Origin of the sequence: Pseudomonas sp. CC120222-01a, from assembly GCF_003097235.1 — a bacterium.
Taxonomy (GTDB): Bacteria; Pseudomonadota; Gammaproteobacteria; order Pseudomonadales; family Pseudomonadaceae; genus Aquipseudomonas.
In genome coordinates, this window is record NZ_QEQQ01000037.1 from 17564 (window position 1) to 36457 (window position 18894).

21 protein-coding genes are annotated in these 18894 nt (G+C 63.4%); 12 read left to right on the forward strand and 9 right to left on the reverse strand.

All coding sequences use genetic code 11. The features are described 5' to 3' along the window. The first annotated feature begins 48 nt into the window (after positions 1 to 48). Positions 49 to 774 carry a hypothetical protein gene (locus N430_RS27890; RefSeq protein WP_110639890.1) on the forward strand — a complete coding sequence of 242 codons (726 nt, stop codon included), beginning with the start codon at positions 49 to 51 and terminating at the stop codon, positions 772 to 774. A gap of 152 nt (positions 775 to 926) precedes the next feature. Here N430_RS27890 and N430_RS27895 read toward each other — a convergent pair whose 3' ends face one another. Next, complete coding sequence (locus N430_RS27895; RefSeq protein WP_110639889.1) at positions 927 to 1784, reverse strand: SDR family oxidoreductase; 858 nt, start codon at positions 1782 to 1784, stop codon at positions 927 to 929. Between the two features lie 191 nt (positions 1785 to 1975). On the opposite strand from N430_RS27895, the gene exbB reads away from it, so the two are divergent. The 6 genes from exbB to N430_RS27925 all read left to right on the forward strand — a co-directional run bounded on the left by exbB (position 1976) and on the right by N430_RS27925 (position 8689). Next, complete coding sequence (exbB, locus tag N430_RS27900) at positions 1976 to 2941, forward strand: tonB-system energizer ExbB (RefSeq protein WP_110639888.1); 966 nt, start codon at positions 1976 to 1978, stop codon at positions 2939 to 2941. Positions 2942 to 2944: 3 nt separating this feature from the next. Further along, entirely contained in the window at positions 2945 to 3373 is a 429-nt protein-coding gene (gene exbD, locus N430_RS27905) for a TonB system transport protein ExbD (protein ID WP_110639887.1), read from the forward strand. Beyond that, positions 3370 to 4104: an energy transducer TonB gene (locus tag N430_RS27910; RefSeq protein WP_110639886.1), complete on the forward strand. Its 735-nt coding sequence runs from the start codon at positions 3370 to 3372 to the stop codon at positions 4102 to 4104. Before exbD ends, N430_RS27910 begins: the two co-directional genes overlap by 4 nt. Positions 4105 to 4198: 94 nt before the next feature. Next, positions 4199 to 5125, forward strand: a complete 927-nt coding sequence (locus N430_RS27915; protein ID WP_110639885.1) for a hydrogen peroxide-inducible genes activator — start codon at positions 4199 to 4201, stop codon at positions 5123 to 5125. Between the two features lie 3 nt (positions 5126 to 5128). Next, positions 5129 to 7207, forward strand: coding sequence for an ATP-dependent DNA helicase RecG (gene recG / locus N430_RS27920; RefSeq protein WP_110639884.1), 2079 nt, complete (start codon positions 5129 to 5131; stop codon positions 7205 to 7207). 78 nt (positions 7208 to 7285) lie between these two features. Then, a complete protein-coding gene (locus N430_RS27925; protein WP_110639883.1) occupies positions 7286 to 8689 on the forward strand; it encodes an aminoacyl-tRNA deacylase and HDOD domain-containing protein in 1404 nt (467 codons plus the stop codon). A 34-nt stretch (positions 8690 to 8723) separates the two neighbouring features. Here the strand turns inward: N430_RS27925 and N430_RS27930 are convergent, their stop codons facing one another. The 4 genes from N430_RS27930 to N430_RS27945 all read right to left on the reverse strand — a co-directional run bounded on the left by N430_RS27930 (position 8724) and on the right by N430_RS27945 (position 11060). Beyond that, positions 8724 to 9098 (reverse strand): helicase, encoded by a 375-nt coding sequence (locus tag N430_RS27930; RefSeq protein WP_110639882.1) that lies wholly within the window; start codon positions 9096 to 9098, stop codon positions 8724 to 8726. Between the two features lie 146 nt (positions 9099 to 9244). Then, entirely contained in the window at positions 9245 to 9541 is a 297-nt protein-coding gene (locus tag N430_RS27935; protein ID WP_060507706.1) for an HU family DNA-binding protein, read from the reverse strand. Between the two features lie 188 nt (positions 9542 to 9729). Beyond that, the gene (locus tag N430_RS27940; protein WP_110639881.1) at positions 9730 to 10878 is read right to left on the reverse strand and encodes an NAD(P)/FAD-dependent oxidoreductase; all 1149 of its coding nucleotides are present in this window, start codon (positions 10876 to 10878) and stop codon (positions 9730 to 9732) included. Between the two features lie 14 nt (positions 10879 to 10892). Next, entirely contained in the window at positions 10893 to 11060 is a 168-nt protein-coding gene (locus N430_RS27945) for a rubredoxin (protein WP_027917042.1), read from the reverse strand. A gap of 113 nt (positions 11061 to 11173) precedes the next feature. Here N430_RS27945 and N430_RS27950 point away from each other — a divergent pair, with 113 nt between their 5' ends. Both N430_RS27950 and ubiA read left to right on the forward strand, forming a co-directional pair. Beyond that, the gene (locus N430_RS27950) at positions 11174 to 11731 is read left to right on the forward strand and encodes a chorismate lyase (RefSeq protein ID WP_110639880.1); all 558 of its coding nucleotides are present in this window, start codon (positions 11174 to 11176) and stop codon (positions 11729 to 11731) included. Beyond that, entirely contained in the window at positions 11731 to 12621 is an 891-nt protein-coding gene (gene ubiA, locus N430_RS27955) for a 4-hydroxybenzoate octaprenyltransferase (RefSeq protein WP_110639879.1), read from the forward strand. The genes N430_RS27950 and ubiA overlap by 1 nt, the downstream gene beginning before the upstream one ends. A gap of 103 nt (positions 12622 to 12724) precedes the next feature. Here ubiA and N430_RS27960 read toward each other — a convergent pair whose 3' ends face one another. Then, positions 12725 to 13093 carry a hypothetical protein gene (locus tag N430_RS27960; protein ID WP_110639878.1) on the reverse strand — a complete coding sequence of 123 codons (369 nt, stop codon included), beginning with the start codon at positions 13091 to 13093 and terminating at the stop codon, positions 12725 to 12727. A 174-nt stretch (positions 13094 to 13267) separates the two neighbouring features. Here N430_RS27960 and phoB point away from each other — a divergent pair, with 174 nt between their 5' ends. The 3 genes from phoB (at position 13268) to N430_RS27975 (ending at position 16782) form a co-directional block, all read left to right on the forward strand. Continuing rightward, positions 13268 to 13957 (forward strand): phosphate regulon transcriptional regulator PhoB, encoded by a 690-nt coding sequence (phoB, locus tag N430_RS27965; RefSeq protein ID WP_003253341.1) that lies wholly within the window; start codon positions 13268 to 13270, stop codon positions 13955 to 13957. A gap of 48 nt (positions 13958 to 14005) precedes the next feature. Further along, positions 14006 to 15313, forward strand: coding sequence for a phosphate regulon sensor histidine kinase PhoR (gene phoR / locus N430_RS27970; protein ID WP_110639877.1), 1308 nt, complete (start codon positions 14006 to 14008; stop codon positions 15311 to 15313). Between the two features lie 128 nt (positions 15314 to 15441). Continuing rightward, positions 15442 to 16782: a hemolysin family protein gene (locus N430_RS27975; RefSeq protein ID WP_110639876.1), complete on the forward strand. Its 1341-nt coding sequence runs from the start codon at positions 15442 to 15444 to the stop codon at positions 16780 to 16782. 40 nt (positions 16783 to 16822) lie between these two features. On the opposite strand, the gene N430_RS27980 is transcribed toward N430_RS27975, so the two are convergent. From N430_RS27980 to N430_RS27990, 3 genes are read right to left on the reverse strand one after another with little or no spacing between them, the layout of a single operon-like run. Next, positions 16823 to 17122, reverse strand: a complete 300-nt coding sequence (locus N430_RS27980) for an addiction module antidote protein (RefSeq protein WP_110639875.1) — start codon at positions 17120 to 17122, stop codon at positions 16823 to 16825. Further along, entirely contained in the window at positions 17119 to 17421 is a 303-nt protein-coding gene (locus N430_RS27985) for a type II toxin-antitoxin system RelE/ParE family toxin (RefSeq protein ID WP_110639874.1), read from the reverse strand. The genes N430_RS27980 and N430_RS27985 overlap by 4 nt, the downstream gene beginning before the upstream one ends. A 41-nt stretch (positions 17422 to 17462) precedes the next feature. Then, positions 17463 to 18365 (reverse strand): peptidoglycan DD-metalloendopeptidase family protein, encoded by a 903-nt coding sequence (locus N430_RS27990; RefSeq protein WP_110639873.1) that lies wholly within the window; start codon positions 18363 to 18365, stop codon positions 17463 to 17465. Positions 18366 to 18894: the final 529 nt, after the last annotated feature.

The window sequence follows — 18894 nt, forward strand, 5'->3', positions numbered from 1 at the left end:
GGTGACGGGCAGCCTGCCCGTCACCCTCCTCTGCAAGGTTATCCCGTCATGCGTCAAGCACTGCCCCTCGCGCTGGCAGCCCTGCTTCTGGGCGGCTGCGCCAGCCACAAACCCGAAGATTTCAACGGCACCTGGATCAACCAGGACGCCATCAAGGCCGCCATCAAGGGCGACAGCCTGCGCCAAGCCCTGAACGAACACGGCCCGGTCTTCGAATGGAAGCTCGACGTGAGCAGCCAGCGAGCCAGCTACAGCAATGGCTTCGAGGCGGCCGACGGCCAGCTGAGCGCCAACGACAAGCAATGGCAGGCCAGCTTCCCGGGCGGCCAGACCGAATTGCTGGCACTCGACGGCGACGAACTCGAAGCCACCGACCAGAGCGGCGCCAAGCAGACCTTCGTGCGCGCCAAGCAGCCCGGCAATACGCCGCTGGGTGGCAGCTTCGAGAAGGCGCTGTACCAGGCCTACCTCGGTGGCGACTGGAAGATCATCGAGGGTCAGGGCAAGGGCGCCACCGTACACTTCAGCGATACCGGCAACGTCACCGGCCTGCCAGGCCCTGACCGTTTTGCCCTGTGCCTGGCCGGTGACTGCGCCAGCATGGGTGGCAACAACGACAGCCTGTGGCTGGAGCGCAATCAGCGCGGCGCGCCGTTCATCTTCAAGCGTGATGGCAACAAGATGGCGATCTTCCAGGCGGTGAACACTGCCCAGTCGGACGAGATTCCGCAGCTGGCAGCCGGCGCCCAGCAGTGGGTGCTGGAGCGGGACTGAAGACCGCTCTCAGACCGAACGCCATCTCTGTGGGAGCGGCCTTGCGTCGCGAAAGGGCTGCGAAGCAGCCCCGGCAATCTATGCGGCGAAGCTGAAACCTGGGGCCGCTTCGCGCCCCTTTCGCGACGCAAGGCCGCTCCCACAACTAGAGATCAGCGCTTGCCTTCCAGAATCACCGCATAGCCTTCCTTGTAGCTCGGATACTCCGGCGCCCAGCCCAACGCCCGCACCCGGGCATTGCTGCAACGCTTGCTGCCAGTACGGCGCACCCGCTGCTCATCGGACCACTCGGTAACTCCCATGTACTCCCGCAGCCAGGCCACCACATCGGCCAGCGGTGCCGGGTCGTCGTCGACGCCGATGTAGCAATCCTCCAACGCCACACCTTCGGCATCGGCCTGCAGCAGGTACGCCATCAGGCTCGCCGCATCCTCGGCATGAATCCGGTTGCCATACAGCGGCGGCTCTTCGGCCACCCGATAGCCCTGCCGCACCTGGCTCAGCAGCCACTCGCGACCCGGGCCGTAGATGCCGGTCAGGCGAATCACGCTGGTAGGCATGCCGCTGGCCAGCGCCAAGCCTTCGGCCTCCAGCATCACCTTCCCGGAATACCCTTCAGGTTCGGTGGGTGCGGTTTCGTCGATCCATTCGCCTTCCTTTTGCGCGAACACGCTGCTGCTGGAGACGAACAGCAAGCGCCGTGGGCGCTGACCACGCTCGGCCAGCCACGCCAGCACATGGCGCAAACCATCGACGTAAGCGGCTTGATAACCCGCCTCGTCATGCTGGCTGGCGGCGACGCAATACACCAGGTAGTCCGGCGAACGCTGTGGCCATGCCTGTGGAATGGCAGGGTCGGACAGGTCGGCAGCGATCGGCGCGATGCCCTCAGGCAACTGCTCGACCGAGCGGCGAAGGCCACTGATTTGCCAGCCTTTGGCCAGCAGCTGGCGGGCCAAACGGCCGCCTACATCACCACATCCCACGATAATTGCGGAAAGGTCTGACATCACAAAACTCCCTAGACCAAAGGATCAGGCTAGCCGTATTACACGATAGGCGGCTAGACCGTAGGTGAAAAAAGCAACAAGATTACTTTTGTTAACAAGAATTACTTGCAATAATGGCACCCCTATCTGTTCTCGGCCTATCTCGAGGCCTTGGAGAACGCACACTTTCTTCTTCATCAGGTCCGGCCAGCATGACACGTACTCAACCTTCCGCTTCGCCAACCCCGTCGCGCGCCTGGCGCGCCATCGCCGCGCTGATGTTCAGCCTGGTGCTGGCCCCGGTGGCCATGGCCGATGAGCCTGCTGCTAACACCGCCGCCCCGGCTGCTGCTGCCGCAGCTACCCCTGCCACTCCAGCACCTGCTGCTGTCGAAGGCCAGGCCGCGACGCCGGTCGATGCACCTGTCGCCGCTGATCCGGCCGTTCAGGAACTGGTTGAAGACACCTCGCTGGGCATGGCCCACGACCTGTCCCCATGGGGCATGTACAAGAACGCTGACATCGTCGTCAAAATCGTGATGATCGGCCTGGCCATCGCCTCGATCATCACCTGGACCATCTGGATCGCCAAGGGCTTCGAGCTGATGGGCGCCAAGCGCCGCCTGCGTGGCGAGATTGCCGCGCTGAAGAAGTCGGTAAGCCTGAAAGAAGCCAGCACCGTCTCCAATAAAGAAGGCACCCTGGCCCACACCCTGGTCCACGACGCCCTCGAAGAGATGCGCCTGTCGGCCAATGCCCGCGAGAAAGAAGGCATCAAGGAACGCGTCAGCTTCCGCCTGGAGCGCCTGGTAGCCGCCAGCGGTCGCGCCATGAGCAACGGCACCGGCGTGCTCGCCACCATCGGTTCCACCGCGCCGTTCGTCGGCCTGTTCGGTACTGTGTGGGGCATCATGAACAGCTTCATCGGTATCGCCAAGACCCAGACCACCAACCTGGCCGTGGTTGCCCCAGGTATCGCCGAGGCCCTGCTGGCCACTGCACTGGGCCTGGTCGCCGCGATCCCGGCCGTGGTCATCTACAACGTCTTCGCCCGCTCCATCGCCGGCTACAAGGCACAGGTGTCCGACGCCTCCGCCCAGGTGCTGCTGCTGGTCAGCCGTGATCTGGACCACCAGGGTGGCGACCGCGCCGCCCCGCACATGGTGAAAGTGGGGTAAACCATGGGCCTGCATCTCAACGAAGGTGGCGACGACCTCACCGAAAACCACGAAATCAACGTTACGCCGTTCATCGACGTGATGCTGGTGCTGCTGATCATCTTCATGGTCGCAGCCCCGCTGGCCACGGTCGACATCAAGGTCGACCTGCCCGCCTCGACTGCCAAGCCGGCACCGAGGCCCGAGAAACCGGTGTTCGTCAGCGTCAAGGCCGACCAGAAGCTGTATGTCGGCGACGATCAGGTACCTGCCCCCGAACAGCTTGGCCCGATGCTCGACGCCAAGACCAAGGGCGACAAGGAAACCACCATCTTCTTCCAGGCCGACAAGGGCGTGGATTACGGTGACCTGATGGAAGTGATGAACAACATGCGCGCGGCCGGCTACCTCAAGGTCGGTCTGGTAGGTCTCGAGACGGCAGCCAAGAAATGACGAAACCGCGCTCAAACGTGGCGCGCTACGCTGGCAGCCTGGCGATCGTGCTGGGCGTGCACGTGGTCGCCGTGCTGCTGACGCTCAACTGGTCGGTGCCCCAGGCCATCGAGTTGCCCCCGGCAGCCATGATGGTCGAACTGGCACCGCTGCCCGAGCCCGCGCCGCCGCCACCACCGAAAGCCGCCCCACAGCCACCGGCACCGGTCGAAGAGCCACCGCTGCCCAAGCTGGTCGAGGCGCCGAAACCGAAGATCGCCATCGCCAAGCCGCCCAAGCCGAAGCCCAAGCCTCAGCCACCGAAGCCTGAGAAGAAGCCTGAGCCGCCGAAGGATGAGCCACCGGCCAAGGAACAGGTAGCCGATACGCCGCCAAGCAACACGCCACCGCAGAAGTCGGCGGCACCGGCGCCAAGCATCGCCTCCAACAGCCAGGCGCTGCCAACCTGGCAGAGCGACTTGCTGCGCCACCTGGCGAAGTACAAGCGCTATCCGGAAGATGCTCGCCGTCGCGGCCTGCAAGGCATCAACCGCCTGCGCTTCGTGGTCGACGCCGAAGGTAAGGTGGTTTCCTACTCCATGGCAGGCGGCTCCGGCAGCGCGGCCCTGGACCGGGCGACCATGGAAATGATCCGCCGCGCCGGCACGGTACCCAAGCCTCCCGCCGAGTTGCTGACCAATGGCACGATCGAAGTAGTGGCACCGTTCGTCTACTCGCTGGACCGCCGCTGATACTTTTGTTTCTGTCACAAATCGGCAAGTCTGATAACGTGCGTCTATCGATTGCAGCCGCTATGCTGGGCCCGCAACTTCATGGACGCACGTTATGACCCTCACAGAATTACGCTACATCGTCACGCTCGCCCAGGAGCAGCACTTCGGCCATGCTGCCGAGCGCTGCCACGTCAGCCAGCCGACCCTGTCGGTCGGCGTGAAGAAGCTTGAGGACGAGCTTGGCGTGCTGATCTTCGAGCGCAGCAAGAGCGCGGTGCGCCTGACCCCGGTCGGCGAAAGCATCGTGGCCCAGGCGCAGAAGGTACTGGAGCAAGCCCAGGGCATTCGCGAGCTGGCCCAGGCTGGCAAGAACCAGCTGACCGCCCCGCTCAAGGTCGGCGCCATCTATACGGTCGGCCCGTACCTGTTCCCGCACCTGATCCCTCAGCTGCACCGGGTGGCGCCGCAGATGCCGCTGTATATCGAAGAAAACTTCACCCACGTGCTGCGCGAGAAGCTGCGCAACGGCGAGCTGGACGCAGTGATCATCGCCCTGCCGTTCAACGAAGCCGATGTGCTGACCCTGCCGCTGTACGACGAGCCTTTCTGTGCGCTGATGCCGGCCGACCACCCGTGGACGGCGAAGAAGACCATCGACACTGCCATGCTCAACGACAAGAGCCTGCTGCTGCTCGGCGAGGGCCACTGCTTCCGCGATCAGGTGCTGGAAGCCTGCCCGACGCTGAACAAAGGTGGCGAAGGCTCCAAGCACACCACGGTCGAGTCCAGCTCGCTGGAAACCATCCGCCACATGGTCGCGTCCGGCCTGGGGGTGTCGATCCTGCCGCTGTCGGCCGTGCACAGCCATCACTATGCGCCTGGGATCATCGAAGTGCGTCCGCTTACCCCGCCTGCACCGTTCCGTACCGTGGCCATTGCCTGGCGCGCCAGCTTCCCGCGGCCGAAGGCGATCGAGATCCTTGCCGACTCGATCCGCCTCTGCTCGGTGGCCAAGCCGCCTGTGGAACAACCGGCCTGATCCATGACTGAGCTGTCGAAGGTCTCGGTCACGGCGCTCAAGGGCGTAGGCGATGCCATGGCGGAAAAGCTCGCCAAGGTCGGCCTGGAGAACCTGCAGGACGTGCTGTTCCACCTGCCCCTGCGCTATCAGGACCGTACCCGCGTGGTACCCATCGGCCAGTTGCGCCCGGGCCAGGACGCGGTGATCGAGGGCGTGGTCAGCGGTGCCGACGTGACCATGGGCAAGCGCCGCAGCCTGGTGGTACGCCTGGGTGACGGCACAGGCGTGTTGAGCCTGCGCTTCTACCATTTCAGCAATGCGCAGAAGGAAGGCCTCAAGCGCGGCACCCACCTGCGCTGCTACGGCGAAGCCCGCCCCGGCGCCTCGGGCCTGGAGATCTACCACCCGGAGTACCGCGCGCTGAATGGCGACGAGCCGCCGCCACCGGTCGAGCAGACCCTGACGCCGATCTACCCGTCCACCGAAGGCCTTACCCAACAGCGCCTGCGCCTGCTCTGCCAGCAGAGCCTTGGGATGCTCGGGCCGCGCAGCCTGCCTGACTGGCTGCCCGACGAGCTGGCCCGCGACTACCACCTGGCGCCGCTGGACGATGCCATCCGCTACCTGCACAACCCGCCGGCCGATGCCGACCTCGACGAGCTCGCCGAAGGCCAGCACTGGGCCCAGCATCGCCTGGCCTTCGAAGAGCTGCTGACCCATCAGCTGTCGCAGCAACGCCTGCGCGAGAGCCTGCGCAGCCTGCGAGCGCCGGTATTGCCCAAGGCCAAGCGCCTGCAGGCACAGTACCTGGCCAACCTGGGTTTCCAGCCGACCGGGGCGCAGCAGCGGGTAGCCAACGAAATCGCCTATGACCTCAGCCAGCACGAGCCCATGATGCGCCTGGTGCAGGGCGACGTCGGCGCCGGCAAGACCGTGGTCGCCGCCCTCGCCGCACTGCAGGCCCTGGAAGCTGGTTACCAGGTGGCGCTGATGGCGCCTACCGAGATCCTCGCCGAACAGCACTACATCACTTTCAAGCGCTGGCTGGAGCCGCTGGGCATCGAAGTCGCCTGGCTGGCCGGCAAGCTCAAGGGCAAGGCCCGCGCCAGCGCGCTGGAGCAGATCGCCGGCGGTGCGCCGATGGTGGTCGGTACCCACGCGCTGTTCCAGGAAGACGTTCGCTTCAAGCACCTGGCCCTGGCGATCATCGACGAACAGCACCGCTTCGGCGTGCAGCAGCGCCTGGCGCTGCGCAAGAAAGGGGTGGCCGGCGAGCTGTGCCCGCACCAGCTGATCATGACCGCCACGCCGATCCCACGCACCCTGGCCATGAGCGCCTATGCCGACCTCGACACCTCGGTGCTCGACGAGCTGCCGCCAGGACGTACGCCGGTAAATACCGTGCTGGTCGCCGACAGCCGCCGCTTCGAAGTGGTCGAGCGGGTTCGCGCCGCCTGTGCCGAAGGGCGCCAGGCCTACTGGGTGTGCACGCTGATCGAAGAATCCGAAGAGCTGACCTGCCAGGCGGCCGAAAGCACCTACGAAGAGCTTGGCAGCGCACTCGGCGAACTGCGCGTGGGCTTGATCCACGGCCGGATGAAGCCGGCAGAAAAGGCCGAAGTCATGGCCGAGTTCAAGCAAGGCAACCTGCAACTGCTGGTCGCCACCACGGTGATCGAGGTTGGCGTGGACGTGCCCAACGCCAGCCTGATGATCATCGAGAACCCCGAGCGACTTGGCCTGGCCCAGCTGCACCAGCTGCGTGGACGGGTTGGCCGGGGTAGCGCGGTCAGCCACTGCGTGCTGCTGTATCACCCGCCGCTGTCGCAGATCGGCCGCGAACGCCTGGGGATCATGCGGGAAACCAACGATGGCTTCATCATCGCCGAGAAAGACCTCGAACTGCGCGGGCCCGGCGAAATGCTCGGCACACGCCAGACCGGCCTGCTGCAGTTCAAGGTCGCCGACCTGATGCGCGACGCCGACCTGCTGCCGGCCGTGCGTGACGCGGCCCAGGCGCTGCTGGCGCGCTGGCCCGAGCACGTCAGCCCGCTGCTCGACCGCTGGCTGCGCCACGGTCAACAATATGGCCAGGTGTGACGCCTGTCCCAGAATGGATCCAGCTTTGCCAACAGGCTGGTTATACTTCGCGTTTAAAAGAATTTGTGGATACAGACCATGACTGAAGTTGCCCTGGACACCGCAACCCCACACGCACCGTCTGTCATCCGGCTGTTGCTCGAAAAACTGCACGTTGCCTTCGAAGAGGTGGCGGAACATCCGGAGCTGCCAGCCGCGTCCCGAGTGCAGGCGGTCCTGCTCGACGACGAGATCGGCGCCCTGCTGGTGCTGTTCCCGCAGAGCAAGCTGCTGGACCTCAACCGTCTCGAAGAGCTGACCGGTCGCAAGCTCAAGGCCGTGCCGTTGCCACGCCTCAAGCAGATGCTCGACAAGCACCAGCTCAAGGCCTTGCCGGCCATTCCGGCCCTGACCAGCTCGCCCTGCCTGTACGAAGGCAAGCTGCTCGAGGCCGAAGACCTGTTCATCCAGTCCGGTGAGGCCGGCCTGCTGCTGAAAGTGCGCCGTGATGATTTCAAGCGCATGCTCGCCAAGGCCAGTGCTGGCAGTTTCGGCCAGCCTGTGCGCGACATCCGCCCCAACCTCGATCGCCCGGATGACGACCCCAAGGAAATCACCCAGGCAGTCCAGGCCTTCACCGCCCGGCGCATCCAGAAGCGCCTGGAAGAGACCATCGAGATCCCGCCACTGGCCGACACCGCGCAGAAAATCATCAAGCTGCGGGTCGACCCCAACGCCAGCATCGACGACATCACCGGCGTGGTCGAAACCGACCCGGCCCTGGCCGCCCAAGTGGTCAGCTGGGCCGCTTCGCCCTACTACGCTTCACCCGGCAAGATCCGCTCGGTGGAAGACGCCATCGTCCGTGTCCTGGGCTTCGACCTGGTGATCAACCTGGCCCTCGGCCTGGCGCTGGGCAAGACCCTGAGCCTGCCCAAGGACCACCCGCAGCAGGCCACGCCGTACTGGCAGCAGTCGATCTACACCGCCGCCATCATCGAAGGCCTGACCCGCGCCATGCCGCGCGCCGAACGCCCGGAAGCCGGCCTGACCTACCTGGCAGGGCTGCTGCACAACTTCGGCTACTTGCTGCTGGCGCACGTATTCCCACCGCACTTCTCGCTGATCTGCCGTCATCTGGAGGTCAACCCGCACCTGTGCCACACCTACGTGGAACAACACCTGCTGGGCATCAGCCGCGAGCAGATCGGCGCCTGGTTGATGAAGCTGTGGGACATGCCCGAAGAGTTGTCGACCGCACTGCGTTTCCAGCATGACCCGGCGTATGACGGCGAATACTCGGCATACCCCAACCTGGTGTGCCTGGCGACCCGCCTGCTGCGCTCGCGGGGGATTGGTTCGGGGCCACAGGAGCAGATTCCCGATGAACTGCTGGAGCGTCTGGGGATCACCCGGGACAAGGCGGAGGAGGTGGTGAACAAGGTCCTCGAGGCCGAGGCCTTGTTGCGGGACCTGGCGTCGCAACTCAACGCCCCGCATTGAGAACATTGGGGCCGCTTTGCGGCCCCCAGCAATTTCAGCCTTTCTTCTTCGGCTTCAGGTATTTCATCAGCCCCTGGAACCACATCACCAGCGCCGGATTGCCCTTGATCTGGATGTTCTTGTCCTGAATACCCTGCATGAACGCCAACTGCTTGTTCCCCGCCTGCATCGTGGCAAAGCCGTAGGCGGCATCCTTGAAGGCGATGGCGAAGGCCGGCTGCGGATGGCTGCCGCCCTTGCTGCTGACGCGCTCGCCGCTGACGATGAAGTGCCGCGCCACCTTGCCGTCCAGCGTCTGCATCTGGAACACCAGGTCCTTGCCCTTGAGTTGCTGCTGGAATGCCGGGTTGTTGCGGCTGGCCCTGGCCATCAACAGCCCCATGGCCCAGAGAAGAAAGCGAAACTTCATCAACGCGCCTCGAATAAAAAATGACTGAAGCGCGCAGTTTATCCTTTTCCTGAACTAATTACGCAAGTTCGCAACACTTAGCCCCAAGAATGCATAACGGGCGCCCTGGGGCGCCCGCTTGGATGACACTGGGGGTCAGCAGTCGATCACTTTTTCTTGGCTGGCTTGGCGGGAACATTGACGCTGTCACGCAGGTTCTTGCCAGGCTTGAAGGCAACGGTGTTGCTGGCCTTGATCTTCACCGGCTCACCGGTTTGCGGGTTCTTGCCAGTGCGGGCACCACGATGACGTTTTTCGAAGGTGCCGAAACCGACCAGGGTAACCGTGTCCTTGTCCAGGGCACCGGTGATGCTGTCGAGGATGGCGTTCAGCACCTGATTGGCTTTTTCCTTGGTCAGGTCAGCCTTTTCAGCGATGACAGCGGCGAGTTCTGGTTTACGCATAGTGAAGCCTCTTTGACGGGATTTCTTGTTGTTATTGCCGTGCTGCCATTGAAGCAGCGTTCAAGGCACCGCAGGCTCTAATCTGCGGCAGACGGAACTGAGAATGGCACGCCCACCGAGGCCGCGCCAGTATCTGGGCGGCCATTGTGCTGGCAACAACAGGATAAATCCGACAGAACGCCCGCTATTCACGCCATCAGCGCGGGTAACTGCCGATTCAGCGCCAGTTTTTCCATGACGGCGCTGCCGGTCAGGGCATAGCCGAGCAACTGGCTGTCGGCGGCATGGCAGAGCACTTTCAGATCGCTACCCTGCCCTTCGACTTGCCAGTTGCCTTCACGGCCCACTGGCGGCGGAGACACCACCAGCGGGCACGCCGGGGTCTTCACGGTGATCGGCATCGGCCCGTAGCTGACCGCGGTCGGGTTACCGGCCAGGGTCTGCGCCAGGGCACGGGCGCAGGCCATCAACGGCATGACGTAGAGCAGGTTGATACCGTCGACTTCGGCGCAGTCGCCAAGGGCGAAAATGTTGTTGTGCGAGGTACGCAGTTGGCGGTCTACGACCACCCCGCGATTGGTCTGCAACCCGGCGGCAGCGGCGAGGTCGGTACGTGGACGCAGGCCGATGGCCGATACCACCAGGTCGCAGGTGATCACTTGACCATCGGACAGATGCGCCTCAAGCCCTTCACCCGCCTGTTGCAAGCGCGTCAGCACCGGGCCGAGGTGGAAGTGTACGCCCAGCCCTTCCAGGCCGGCTTGCACGGCAGCAGCGGCGGCCGGGTGCAACAAGGTCGGCATGACCTGCTCGCAAGGCGCCACCACGTCGACCTCGAAGCCACCCAGGCGCATGTCGTTGGCAAACTCGCAACCGATCAGGCCGGCACCGAGAATCAGTACACGCTGCTTGCCCGCAGCAGCGGCACGGAAGCGCGCATAGTCTTCAAGGTCGTTGATCGGGAATACCCGCCCGGCACCATCGCCTTCGATTGGCACCTGCACGGTCTGCGCCCCCCAGGCCAGTACCAGGTCGCGATACTCGATCGCTTCTTCGCCTATCCACAGGCGCTTGTGGCCCGGATCGATACCGCTGATGCGGGTATGGGTGCGGATCTCGGCCTTGAGTTGCTGGGCCATCGCGCCAGGTTCGGCCATGCACAGGCCGTCAGCGTCCTTGTGCTTGGCAAAGCCGGTGGACAGCATGGGCTTGGAGTAGGAACGGCCGTCGTCGGCAGTAATCAGCAGCAGCGGCGTATCGCCATCGAGCTTGCGAAATTCACGGGCCAGATTGTAGCCGGCCAGGCCGGTACCGATGATGACTACGGGGGACGTCATGCCGCTTTCCTCTATCAGCCGATGGAGATCATTTCAAAGTCGCTCTTGCCCACGCCGCAGTCAGGGCACAGCCAGTCTGCCGGTACGTCTTCCCAGCGGGTACCGGGCGGGATGCCGTCGTCCGGCCAACCTTCGGCTTCGTCATAGATCAGGCCACAGACAATACACTGCCACTTTTTCATCAGGTCAATTTCCTCGGTGTTGCTCAGGCTTTGTTGTAGGCGGGCATTATGCAAGCAGTTGGGGCAATCATGCTAAGCTCGCCGCCTCTCTGGCTGTCATCAAGCATACCGACGTGTCGTACGAATCCCCGCAAGCAGCCGCTGTCGCGTGGCTGCCGTATTCACAGCTGGCCACCGAAATCGACCAGCCAACCCTGGACTGGCTGTTCGACGAAGGCTCCCTGACTCGCCGTCTCACCCAGCTGTCCCAGGACCATTTCAGTGTCACCCCCCTGTTCGAAGGCTGGCAACCGCTGCGCGAAGACGAATGCCTGGCCCTGAACATCGCTCCAGGTGCCGAAGGCTGGGTGCGCGAGGTGTTCCTGCGCGGGCATGGCGAACCTTGGGTGTTCGCCCGCAGCGTGGCCAGCCGCAGCGCCCTGGAGCGCGGCGGCCTGGACCTGGAAACCCTGGGCAGCCGTTCGCTTGGCGAATTGCTGTTCTGCGACCAGGCATTCATCCGTCACCCGATCGAAGTGTGCCGTTACCCACAAGGCTGGTTGCCAGCCGATGCCGCGCAAGCCGGCCTGTGGGGGCGCCGCTCGCGCTTCGCCCGTGACGGCCTCGACCTGCTGGTGGCCGAGGTGTTCCTGCCTGCACTGTGGCAAGCGGCCAAGGAGGAGAACCGCTGATGTACCTGCAACTGCTCAAGTCGCTCAACCGCCTGCACCCACGGGCCTGGGACTTCGTCCAGCTCAGCCGCATGGACCGGCCGATCGGCATCTACCTGCTGCTCTGGCCGACCCTGTCAGCGGTATGGATTGCCGGGCACGGTTCGCCAACCTTCGCCAATGTGTTGATTTTCGGCCTGGGCGTGGTGCTGATGCGCGCTGCTGGCTGCTGCATCAACGACTTCGCCGACCGCAAGGTCGATGGCCACGTGAAACGTACCGCTGACCGGCCGCTGGCCAGTGGCCGGGTCAAGTCGCGCGAGGCGCTGGCGTTGTTCGCCATCCTGGTCGGCGTGAGCTTCCTGCTGGTGCTGTGCACCAATAGCCGAACCGTATGGCTGTCTTTCGGCGCGGTGGCGCTGGCGTCCTGCTACCCGTTCATGAAGCGCTACACCTATTACCCGCAGGTGGTGCTGGGTGCCGCGTATTCCTGGGGCATCCCCATGGCCTTTACCGCAGCCGGTGGCGAGCTGCCGGCCAGTGCCTGGCTGCTGTACATCGCCAACCTGCTGTGGACGGTGGGTTACGACACCTACTACGCCATGGTCGACCGCGACGACGACCTGAAGATCGGCGTGAAATCGACTGCGATCCTGTTCGGCGATGCGGACCGGACGATCATCCTGACCTTGCAGATGCTGTCGCTGGGCTGTCTGCTGCTGGCGGGTAGCCGCTTCGAGCTGGGCGGCTGGTTCCACCTGGGGTTGCTGGGTGCGGCGGCGTGCTTTGCCTGGGAATACTGGTCGACGCGCAAGCTGGACCGCGAGTCGTGCTTCAAGGCGTTTTTGCACAATCACTGGGCGGGGTTGCTGGTGTTCATCGGGGTGGTGCTGGATTACGCCCTGCGCTGATCCTTGCCTCCACCTGTGGGAGCGGGTTCACCGGCGAATGCGATGGTGGCTGCACCGCAGCGTGCGCGGGTGAACCCGCTCCCACAGAGTCCGGAGGCAGGCTTTACGGTTTGGCGACGTGCCACACGTCCTTCATGCCGTCACCGGTCATGTCCCCGGCCTTCTTGTCCTTGACGAAGGTGTACAGCGGCTTGCCGTCATAGGCCCACTGCATCTTGCCGTCGTCACGCTTGATCTGTGTCCACTTGCCTTCAGCCTTCTCGCCCTTCTCGACCATCAGTGGAGGCCAGTTCGTCGCACAATCACCATTGCACATCGACTTGCCGCCTGCATCCTTGTCGAAGGTGTACAGCGTCATGCCTTTGTGGTCGACCCACATGCCGTCTTTTTCCATGGCATGGTGGGCGGACGCCACCCCCGGAAGCGCCAGTGCAGCGAAAAGGGCCATCCAGCTCAGCGTATGTCGTGTCATTGGAATCACCATGAATTCGGGGGTGGATTGCATTCTGTTTGCCGTCGCAGCGGCCCTGTGAAGCCTAGCCCAGTCATGGAATGTCGCCAGAACGGCCAACACCCTGTCACACAGCTGCAATAATTCCGTTATCTAATGCGGGCCAAGACACGATTCCTGGGAGAGGTTTTGAGCATGGTTGGCAGAAACATTCTGATCGTCGACGACGAAGCACCGATTCGCGAGATGATCGCCGTTGCCTTGGAAATGGCCGGCTATGACTGCCTGGAAGCCGAGAACTCCCAGCAAGCCCACGCGATCATCGTCGACCGCAAACCGGACCTGATCCTGCTCGACTGGATGCTGCCCGGCACCTCCGGCATCGAGCTGGCACGCCGCCTCAAGCGCGACGAGCTGACCGGCGATATCCCGATCATCATGCTCACCGCCAAAGGCGAAGAGGACAACAAGATCCAGGGCCTGGAAGTCGGCGCCGACGACTACATCACCAAGCCGTTCTCGCCCCGCGAGCTGGTCGCCCGCCTGAAGGCTGTGCTGCGTCGCACCGGCCCGAGCGACAGCGAAGCGCCAATCGAAGTTGGCGGCCTGCTGCTCGACCCGATCAGCCACCGCGTGACCATCGACGGCAAGCCGGCCGAGATGGGCCCTACCGAATACCGCCTGCTGCAGTTCTTCATGACTCACCAGGAACGCGCCTATACCCGCGGCCAGTTGCTCGACCAGGTGTGGGGCGGCAACGTGTATGTCGAGGAGCGCACCGTCGACGTGCATATCCGTCGCCTGCGCAAGGCACTGGGTGAAGCCTACGAAAATCTGGTACAAACCGTCCGGGGCACTGGCTACCGCTTCTCGACCAAGAGCTGATCGAGCCGACAAGCGCCAAGCTGCAAGTCGTTGTACAAGGACCGTCAATTGAACCAGAACTGGCACGCGACCCTGATTCGCCACCTGTTGCTGCTGATCACCGTCTGCCTGATCGGCGGCCTGGTCAGCGGCTATTACGGCTGGAGCCTGGCCATCGGCCTGGCGCTCTATCTGGGCTGGACGCTCAAGCAGCTGCTGCGCCTGCACGACTGGCTGCGCAACCACCAACCCGACGAAGCACCGCCCGATGGCTACGGCCTGTGGGGTGAGGTGTTCGACAGCATCTACCACCTGCAACGTCGCGACCAGCGCGTGCGCGGGCGCCTGCAGGCAGTGATCGACCGGGTGCAGGAGTCCACTGCGGCGCTGCGCGACGCCGTGATCATGCTCGACAGCGACGGCAACCTGGAGTGGTGGAACCGCGCCGCAGAGACGCTGCTGGGCTTCAAGACCCCGCAGGACGGCGGCCAGCCGGTGACCAACCTGGTGCGCCACCCGCGCTTCAAGGAGTATTTCGAGGCGGAGAACTACGTCGAGCCGCTGGAAATCCCCTCGCCGATCAACGACCGCCTGCGCGTGCAACTGCACATCACCCGCTACGGCAACAACGAGCACCTGATGCTGGTGCGCGATGTCACCCGCATTCATCAGCTCGAGCAGATGCGCAAGGACTTCGTCGCCAACGTCTCCCACGAGCTGCGCACGCCGCTGACGGTGATCACCGGCTACCTGGAAACCCTGCTGGACAACGTCGAGGACGTGAACCCGCGCTGGGCCAGGGCGCTGCAACAGATGACCCAGCAAGGCTCGCGCATGCAGACCCTGCTCAACGACCTGCTGCTCCTGGCCAAGCTGGAAGCCACCGACTACCCGTCGGACAACCAGCCGGTGGCGGTCGATGCCCTGCTTACCGCGATCAAGAACGATGCCCAGGCCCTGTCCGGGCCGCGTAACCAGAAGATCACCCTGGAAGCCGCACCGGGCCTGCGCCTGAAGGGCAGCGAGTCGGAACTGCGCAGCGCCTTCTCCAACCTGGTGTTCAACGCCGTGAAGTACACCCAGGATGAAGGCAGCATCCGCATCCGCTGGTGGGGCGACGAACACGGCGCGCACCTGTCGGTGCAGGATTCCGGGGTCGGTATCGACGCCAAGCACCTGCCGCGGCTGACCGAGCGCTTCTACCGGGTCGACTCCAGCCGTGCATCGAATACCGGCGGTACCGGCCTGGGGCTGGCGATCGTCAAGCACGTGCTGATGCGCCACCGCGGCAAGCTGGAAATCAGCAGCGTGCCGGGGCATGGCAGTACCTTCACCTGTCACTTTGGGCCGGCACAATTGGCCAACGGCAAGGCCTGAGGGACTGGGGGCTGCTTTGCAGCCCTTTGCTTTTGCAGCCCCAGCCGCTACATTGGACCCCCTGTGCCAGCAAGAGCTGGCACTTTTTTTCTCTCTATCTCAAAGACGGACCCCGTAAAAACTCCATCATGGACCCTTCCCCTGGTATCAGCCTCACCTCGTTATTCGCCGATTTCGGCATGATCATCTTCGCCTTCCTGCTGGTGCTGCTCAACGGCTTCTTCGTTGCCGCCGAGTTCGCCATGGTCAAGCTGCGCGCCACCCGCGTCGAGTCCATCGCCGAACTGCATGGCTGGCGCGGCAGCATCCTGCGAAAGGTCCACAACCAGCTCGACGCCTACCTCTCGGCTTGCCAGCTGGGCATCACCCTCGCCTCGCTGGGCCTGGGCTGGGTCGGTGAGCCGGCCTTCGCCCACCTGCTGGAGCCGCTGCTGGCCTACCTGGGCGTGGACAGCGCCGAACTGGTCAAGGCGGTGTCGTTCTTCGTCGCCTTCTTCGTCATTTCGTACCTGCACATCGTGGTCGGCGAACTGGCGCCCAAGTCGTGGGCGATCCGCAAGCCCGAGCTGCTGTCGCTGTGGACCGCCGTGCCGCTGTACCTGTTCTACTGGACCATGTACCCGGCCATCTACCTGCTCAACGCCAGCGCCAACACCATCCTGCGCATCGCCGGCCAGGGTGAGCCCGGCCCGCACCACGAGCACCACTACAGCCGCGAAGAACTCAAGCTGATCCTGCACTCCAGCCGTGGCCAGGACCCAAGCGACCAAGGCATGCGCGTACTCGCCTCGGCCGTGGAAATGGGCGAGCTGGAAGTGGTGGACTGGGCCAACTCGCGTGAGGACATGGTCAGCATCGACGCCCAGGCCCCGCTCAAGGAAATCCTCGCCCTGGTACGCCGGCACAAGTTCAGCCGCTACCCGGTGTACGACGCCGAGCGCGAGGAGTTCACCGGCCTGCTGCACATCAAGGACTTGCTGCTGGAGCTGGCCGAACTCGAACACCTTCCCGAAACCATCGACCTGGACGACCTGGCCCGCCCGCTGGAGCGCGTGTCGCGGCACATGCCGCTGTCGCAGCTGCTGGAGCAGTTCCGCAAAGGTGGCGCGCACTTCGTGCTAGTGGAGGAAGCCGACGGCAAGGTGATCGGCTACCTGACCATGGAAGACGTGCTGGAAGTGCTGGTGGGTGACATTCAGGACGAACACCGCAAGACCGAACGCGGCATCCTCGCCTACCAGCCAGGCAAGCTGCTGGTGCGGGGCGATACGCCGCTGTTCAAGGTCGAGCGCCTGCTCGGTGTCGACCTCGACCACATCGAGGCAGAAACCCTCGCCGGCCTGGTCTACGAGACCCTCAAGCGCGTGCCTGAGGAAGAGGAAGTGCTGGAAGTCGAAGGCCTGCGCATCATCATCAAGAAGATGAAAGGGCCGAAGATCGTCCTGGCCAAGGTGCTCAAGCTCGACTGACCTGAGGGGCCGCTTCAAGGCCCCCGCAGCGTCCTGCTAGTCAGTGCGCAGGTTTGCTGTGCCTGCGAGACGTGAGGTCCAGGCCAACGGCTCGCATCACAGCCAACATTGTCTTGAGTGTAGGGTTACCTTTCTCCGAGAACGAGCGATACAGATGCTCCCGGGAAACGCCCGCCTCAGCAGCAATAGCCGTCATACCTTTGGCACGGGCGACTACACCAAGGGCCTGCGCGATGTAGGCTGCGTCACCCGTCTCAAAGGCATCCTCCATGAATATGGCAATGGACTCTGCGTCGGTCAGCGCTTCTGCTGGGTCGTAGTCATAGAACTGTTCTTTCATTCATCATCACTCCACTGGCTGGCCAGTGATTTGGCTGTCTCGATATCCCGCGACTGGCTGCTTTTGTCTCCACCACATAGCAACAGCACCAACTGATTACCGCGCTGCTGAAAATAGACACGATAACCGGGGCCATGATGGATACGCAGTTCGCTAACGCCTTGACCTACTGGCTGTACATCACCAAGCAAGCCATGCGCCAAGCGGAAAACGCGTGCAGCAATGATTGCCCTTGCCTGCTTGTCCCTTAGCTTGCGCTCCCAATTCCTGTAGGTGGCTGTCTGCTTGATACTCTTCATGGATAATTTGTAGCTTATAAATCACATTCAGGCAAGCGGCCTTATGGGTTGCCGGCGGTGAAGTCCGGCAACCCGCCAAGCGGCCGGGCGAACTGGAAAGGTATCGACTCCAGCGCCAAGCCCACATTGCGCTGCACTACGAAATGCAGGTGCGGCCCGGTGCTGTTACCGGTATTGCCCGATTTGGCCAGGGCCTGCCCGACCACCACCTGCTGCCCTTCGCGCACCACCACCGAACCGCGCATCAGGTGCAGGTACACGCCCATGGTGCCGTCGGGGTGCAGAATCCGCACGAAATTGCCCCCCGGGTTGTTGCCTCGACCACTCTGGCCATTCTCGACCTTCACCACCATACCGCCCCGGGCCGCAATGATCGGCGTGCCCTCCGGCATGGCGATGTCCATTGCATAACGGCTCCTGGGGCCGAAGTGGCTGAAGCGGCCGTTGGGCCCCTGGGTCAGGCGAAATGGCCCGCCCTTCCAGGGAAACGGATAGCGGTAGGCCAGAGAGCGCTGGCCAGGGTCGCCCATGGCGTACTGGAAGCTGGTGACGTATTGCAGCTTGCCACCGGGCGCAGCCAGCACCGAGCTCAGCACCTTGCTCGAACGCGGCCCCACCACGGCGCGTATGTTGCGCGGCTGGTTGCCACCGAAGGCGTTGGTCAGCTTGTCGATACGCAGCTCGACCTGCATCGGCACATACAAGTCGTTGCGCACCATGAAGCGCACGCCGCCCGGGAAGGTTTCGGCCTGCAGGCGTACCTTGCCGTCGATGTGATCGAGGATCGGTTCGCTTAGCTCGAAGGTTTTTGCCCCCGGGCTGTAGCGATCGGAGTATGAGACCACGCCAGTGTTGTCGACGGTCTTGTAGATCGTCATGCCCATGCTCGACGCCGAGGCCGAAAACAAGGCACAGAAAAGCAGCAAGCGAGCGGTGGCTGGCATGATGGTGGCTTTTTGACAGGTATGGTCTGTCGAAGACTAGCAGCGGGATTGGCGAGCGGTATTGCAGTTGGTCGGGTAGCTGAGTCGACCCTGTGGGAGCGGCCTTGTGTCGCGAAAGGGCTGTGTAGCAGCCCCTCGATTTTTGCATTAACGCTGAAATGCCCGGGGCCGCTTTGCGGCCCTTTCGCGACGCAAGGCCGCTCCTATGTATGGACTCGCCCACACTGTCTAGCTGCTTTTGAACATAGGAACCCGGTTGCATCTATGTATCAGGCCTATTCGAGGAAGCTTTTTGCTTCTGGCCAACATCGTGGTGAGCTCGCAGTGTGCCGTTTACATTGAGGCCACTATTAGGCCTGTAGGAGCGGAGGCATCTATCTGCGACGGTCTTACCTAGGGTCAATGTTCACTAGCAGGGGTTGGAGCGCTTGGCGCCCCGGTGGCATTACTCGGGTGGTCAGAGGCTCATAGCAGCCTCCGGGTTGTTGTTCGGTTTGCGTTGATAAACCTGATCACTCTGTAACAGGGC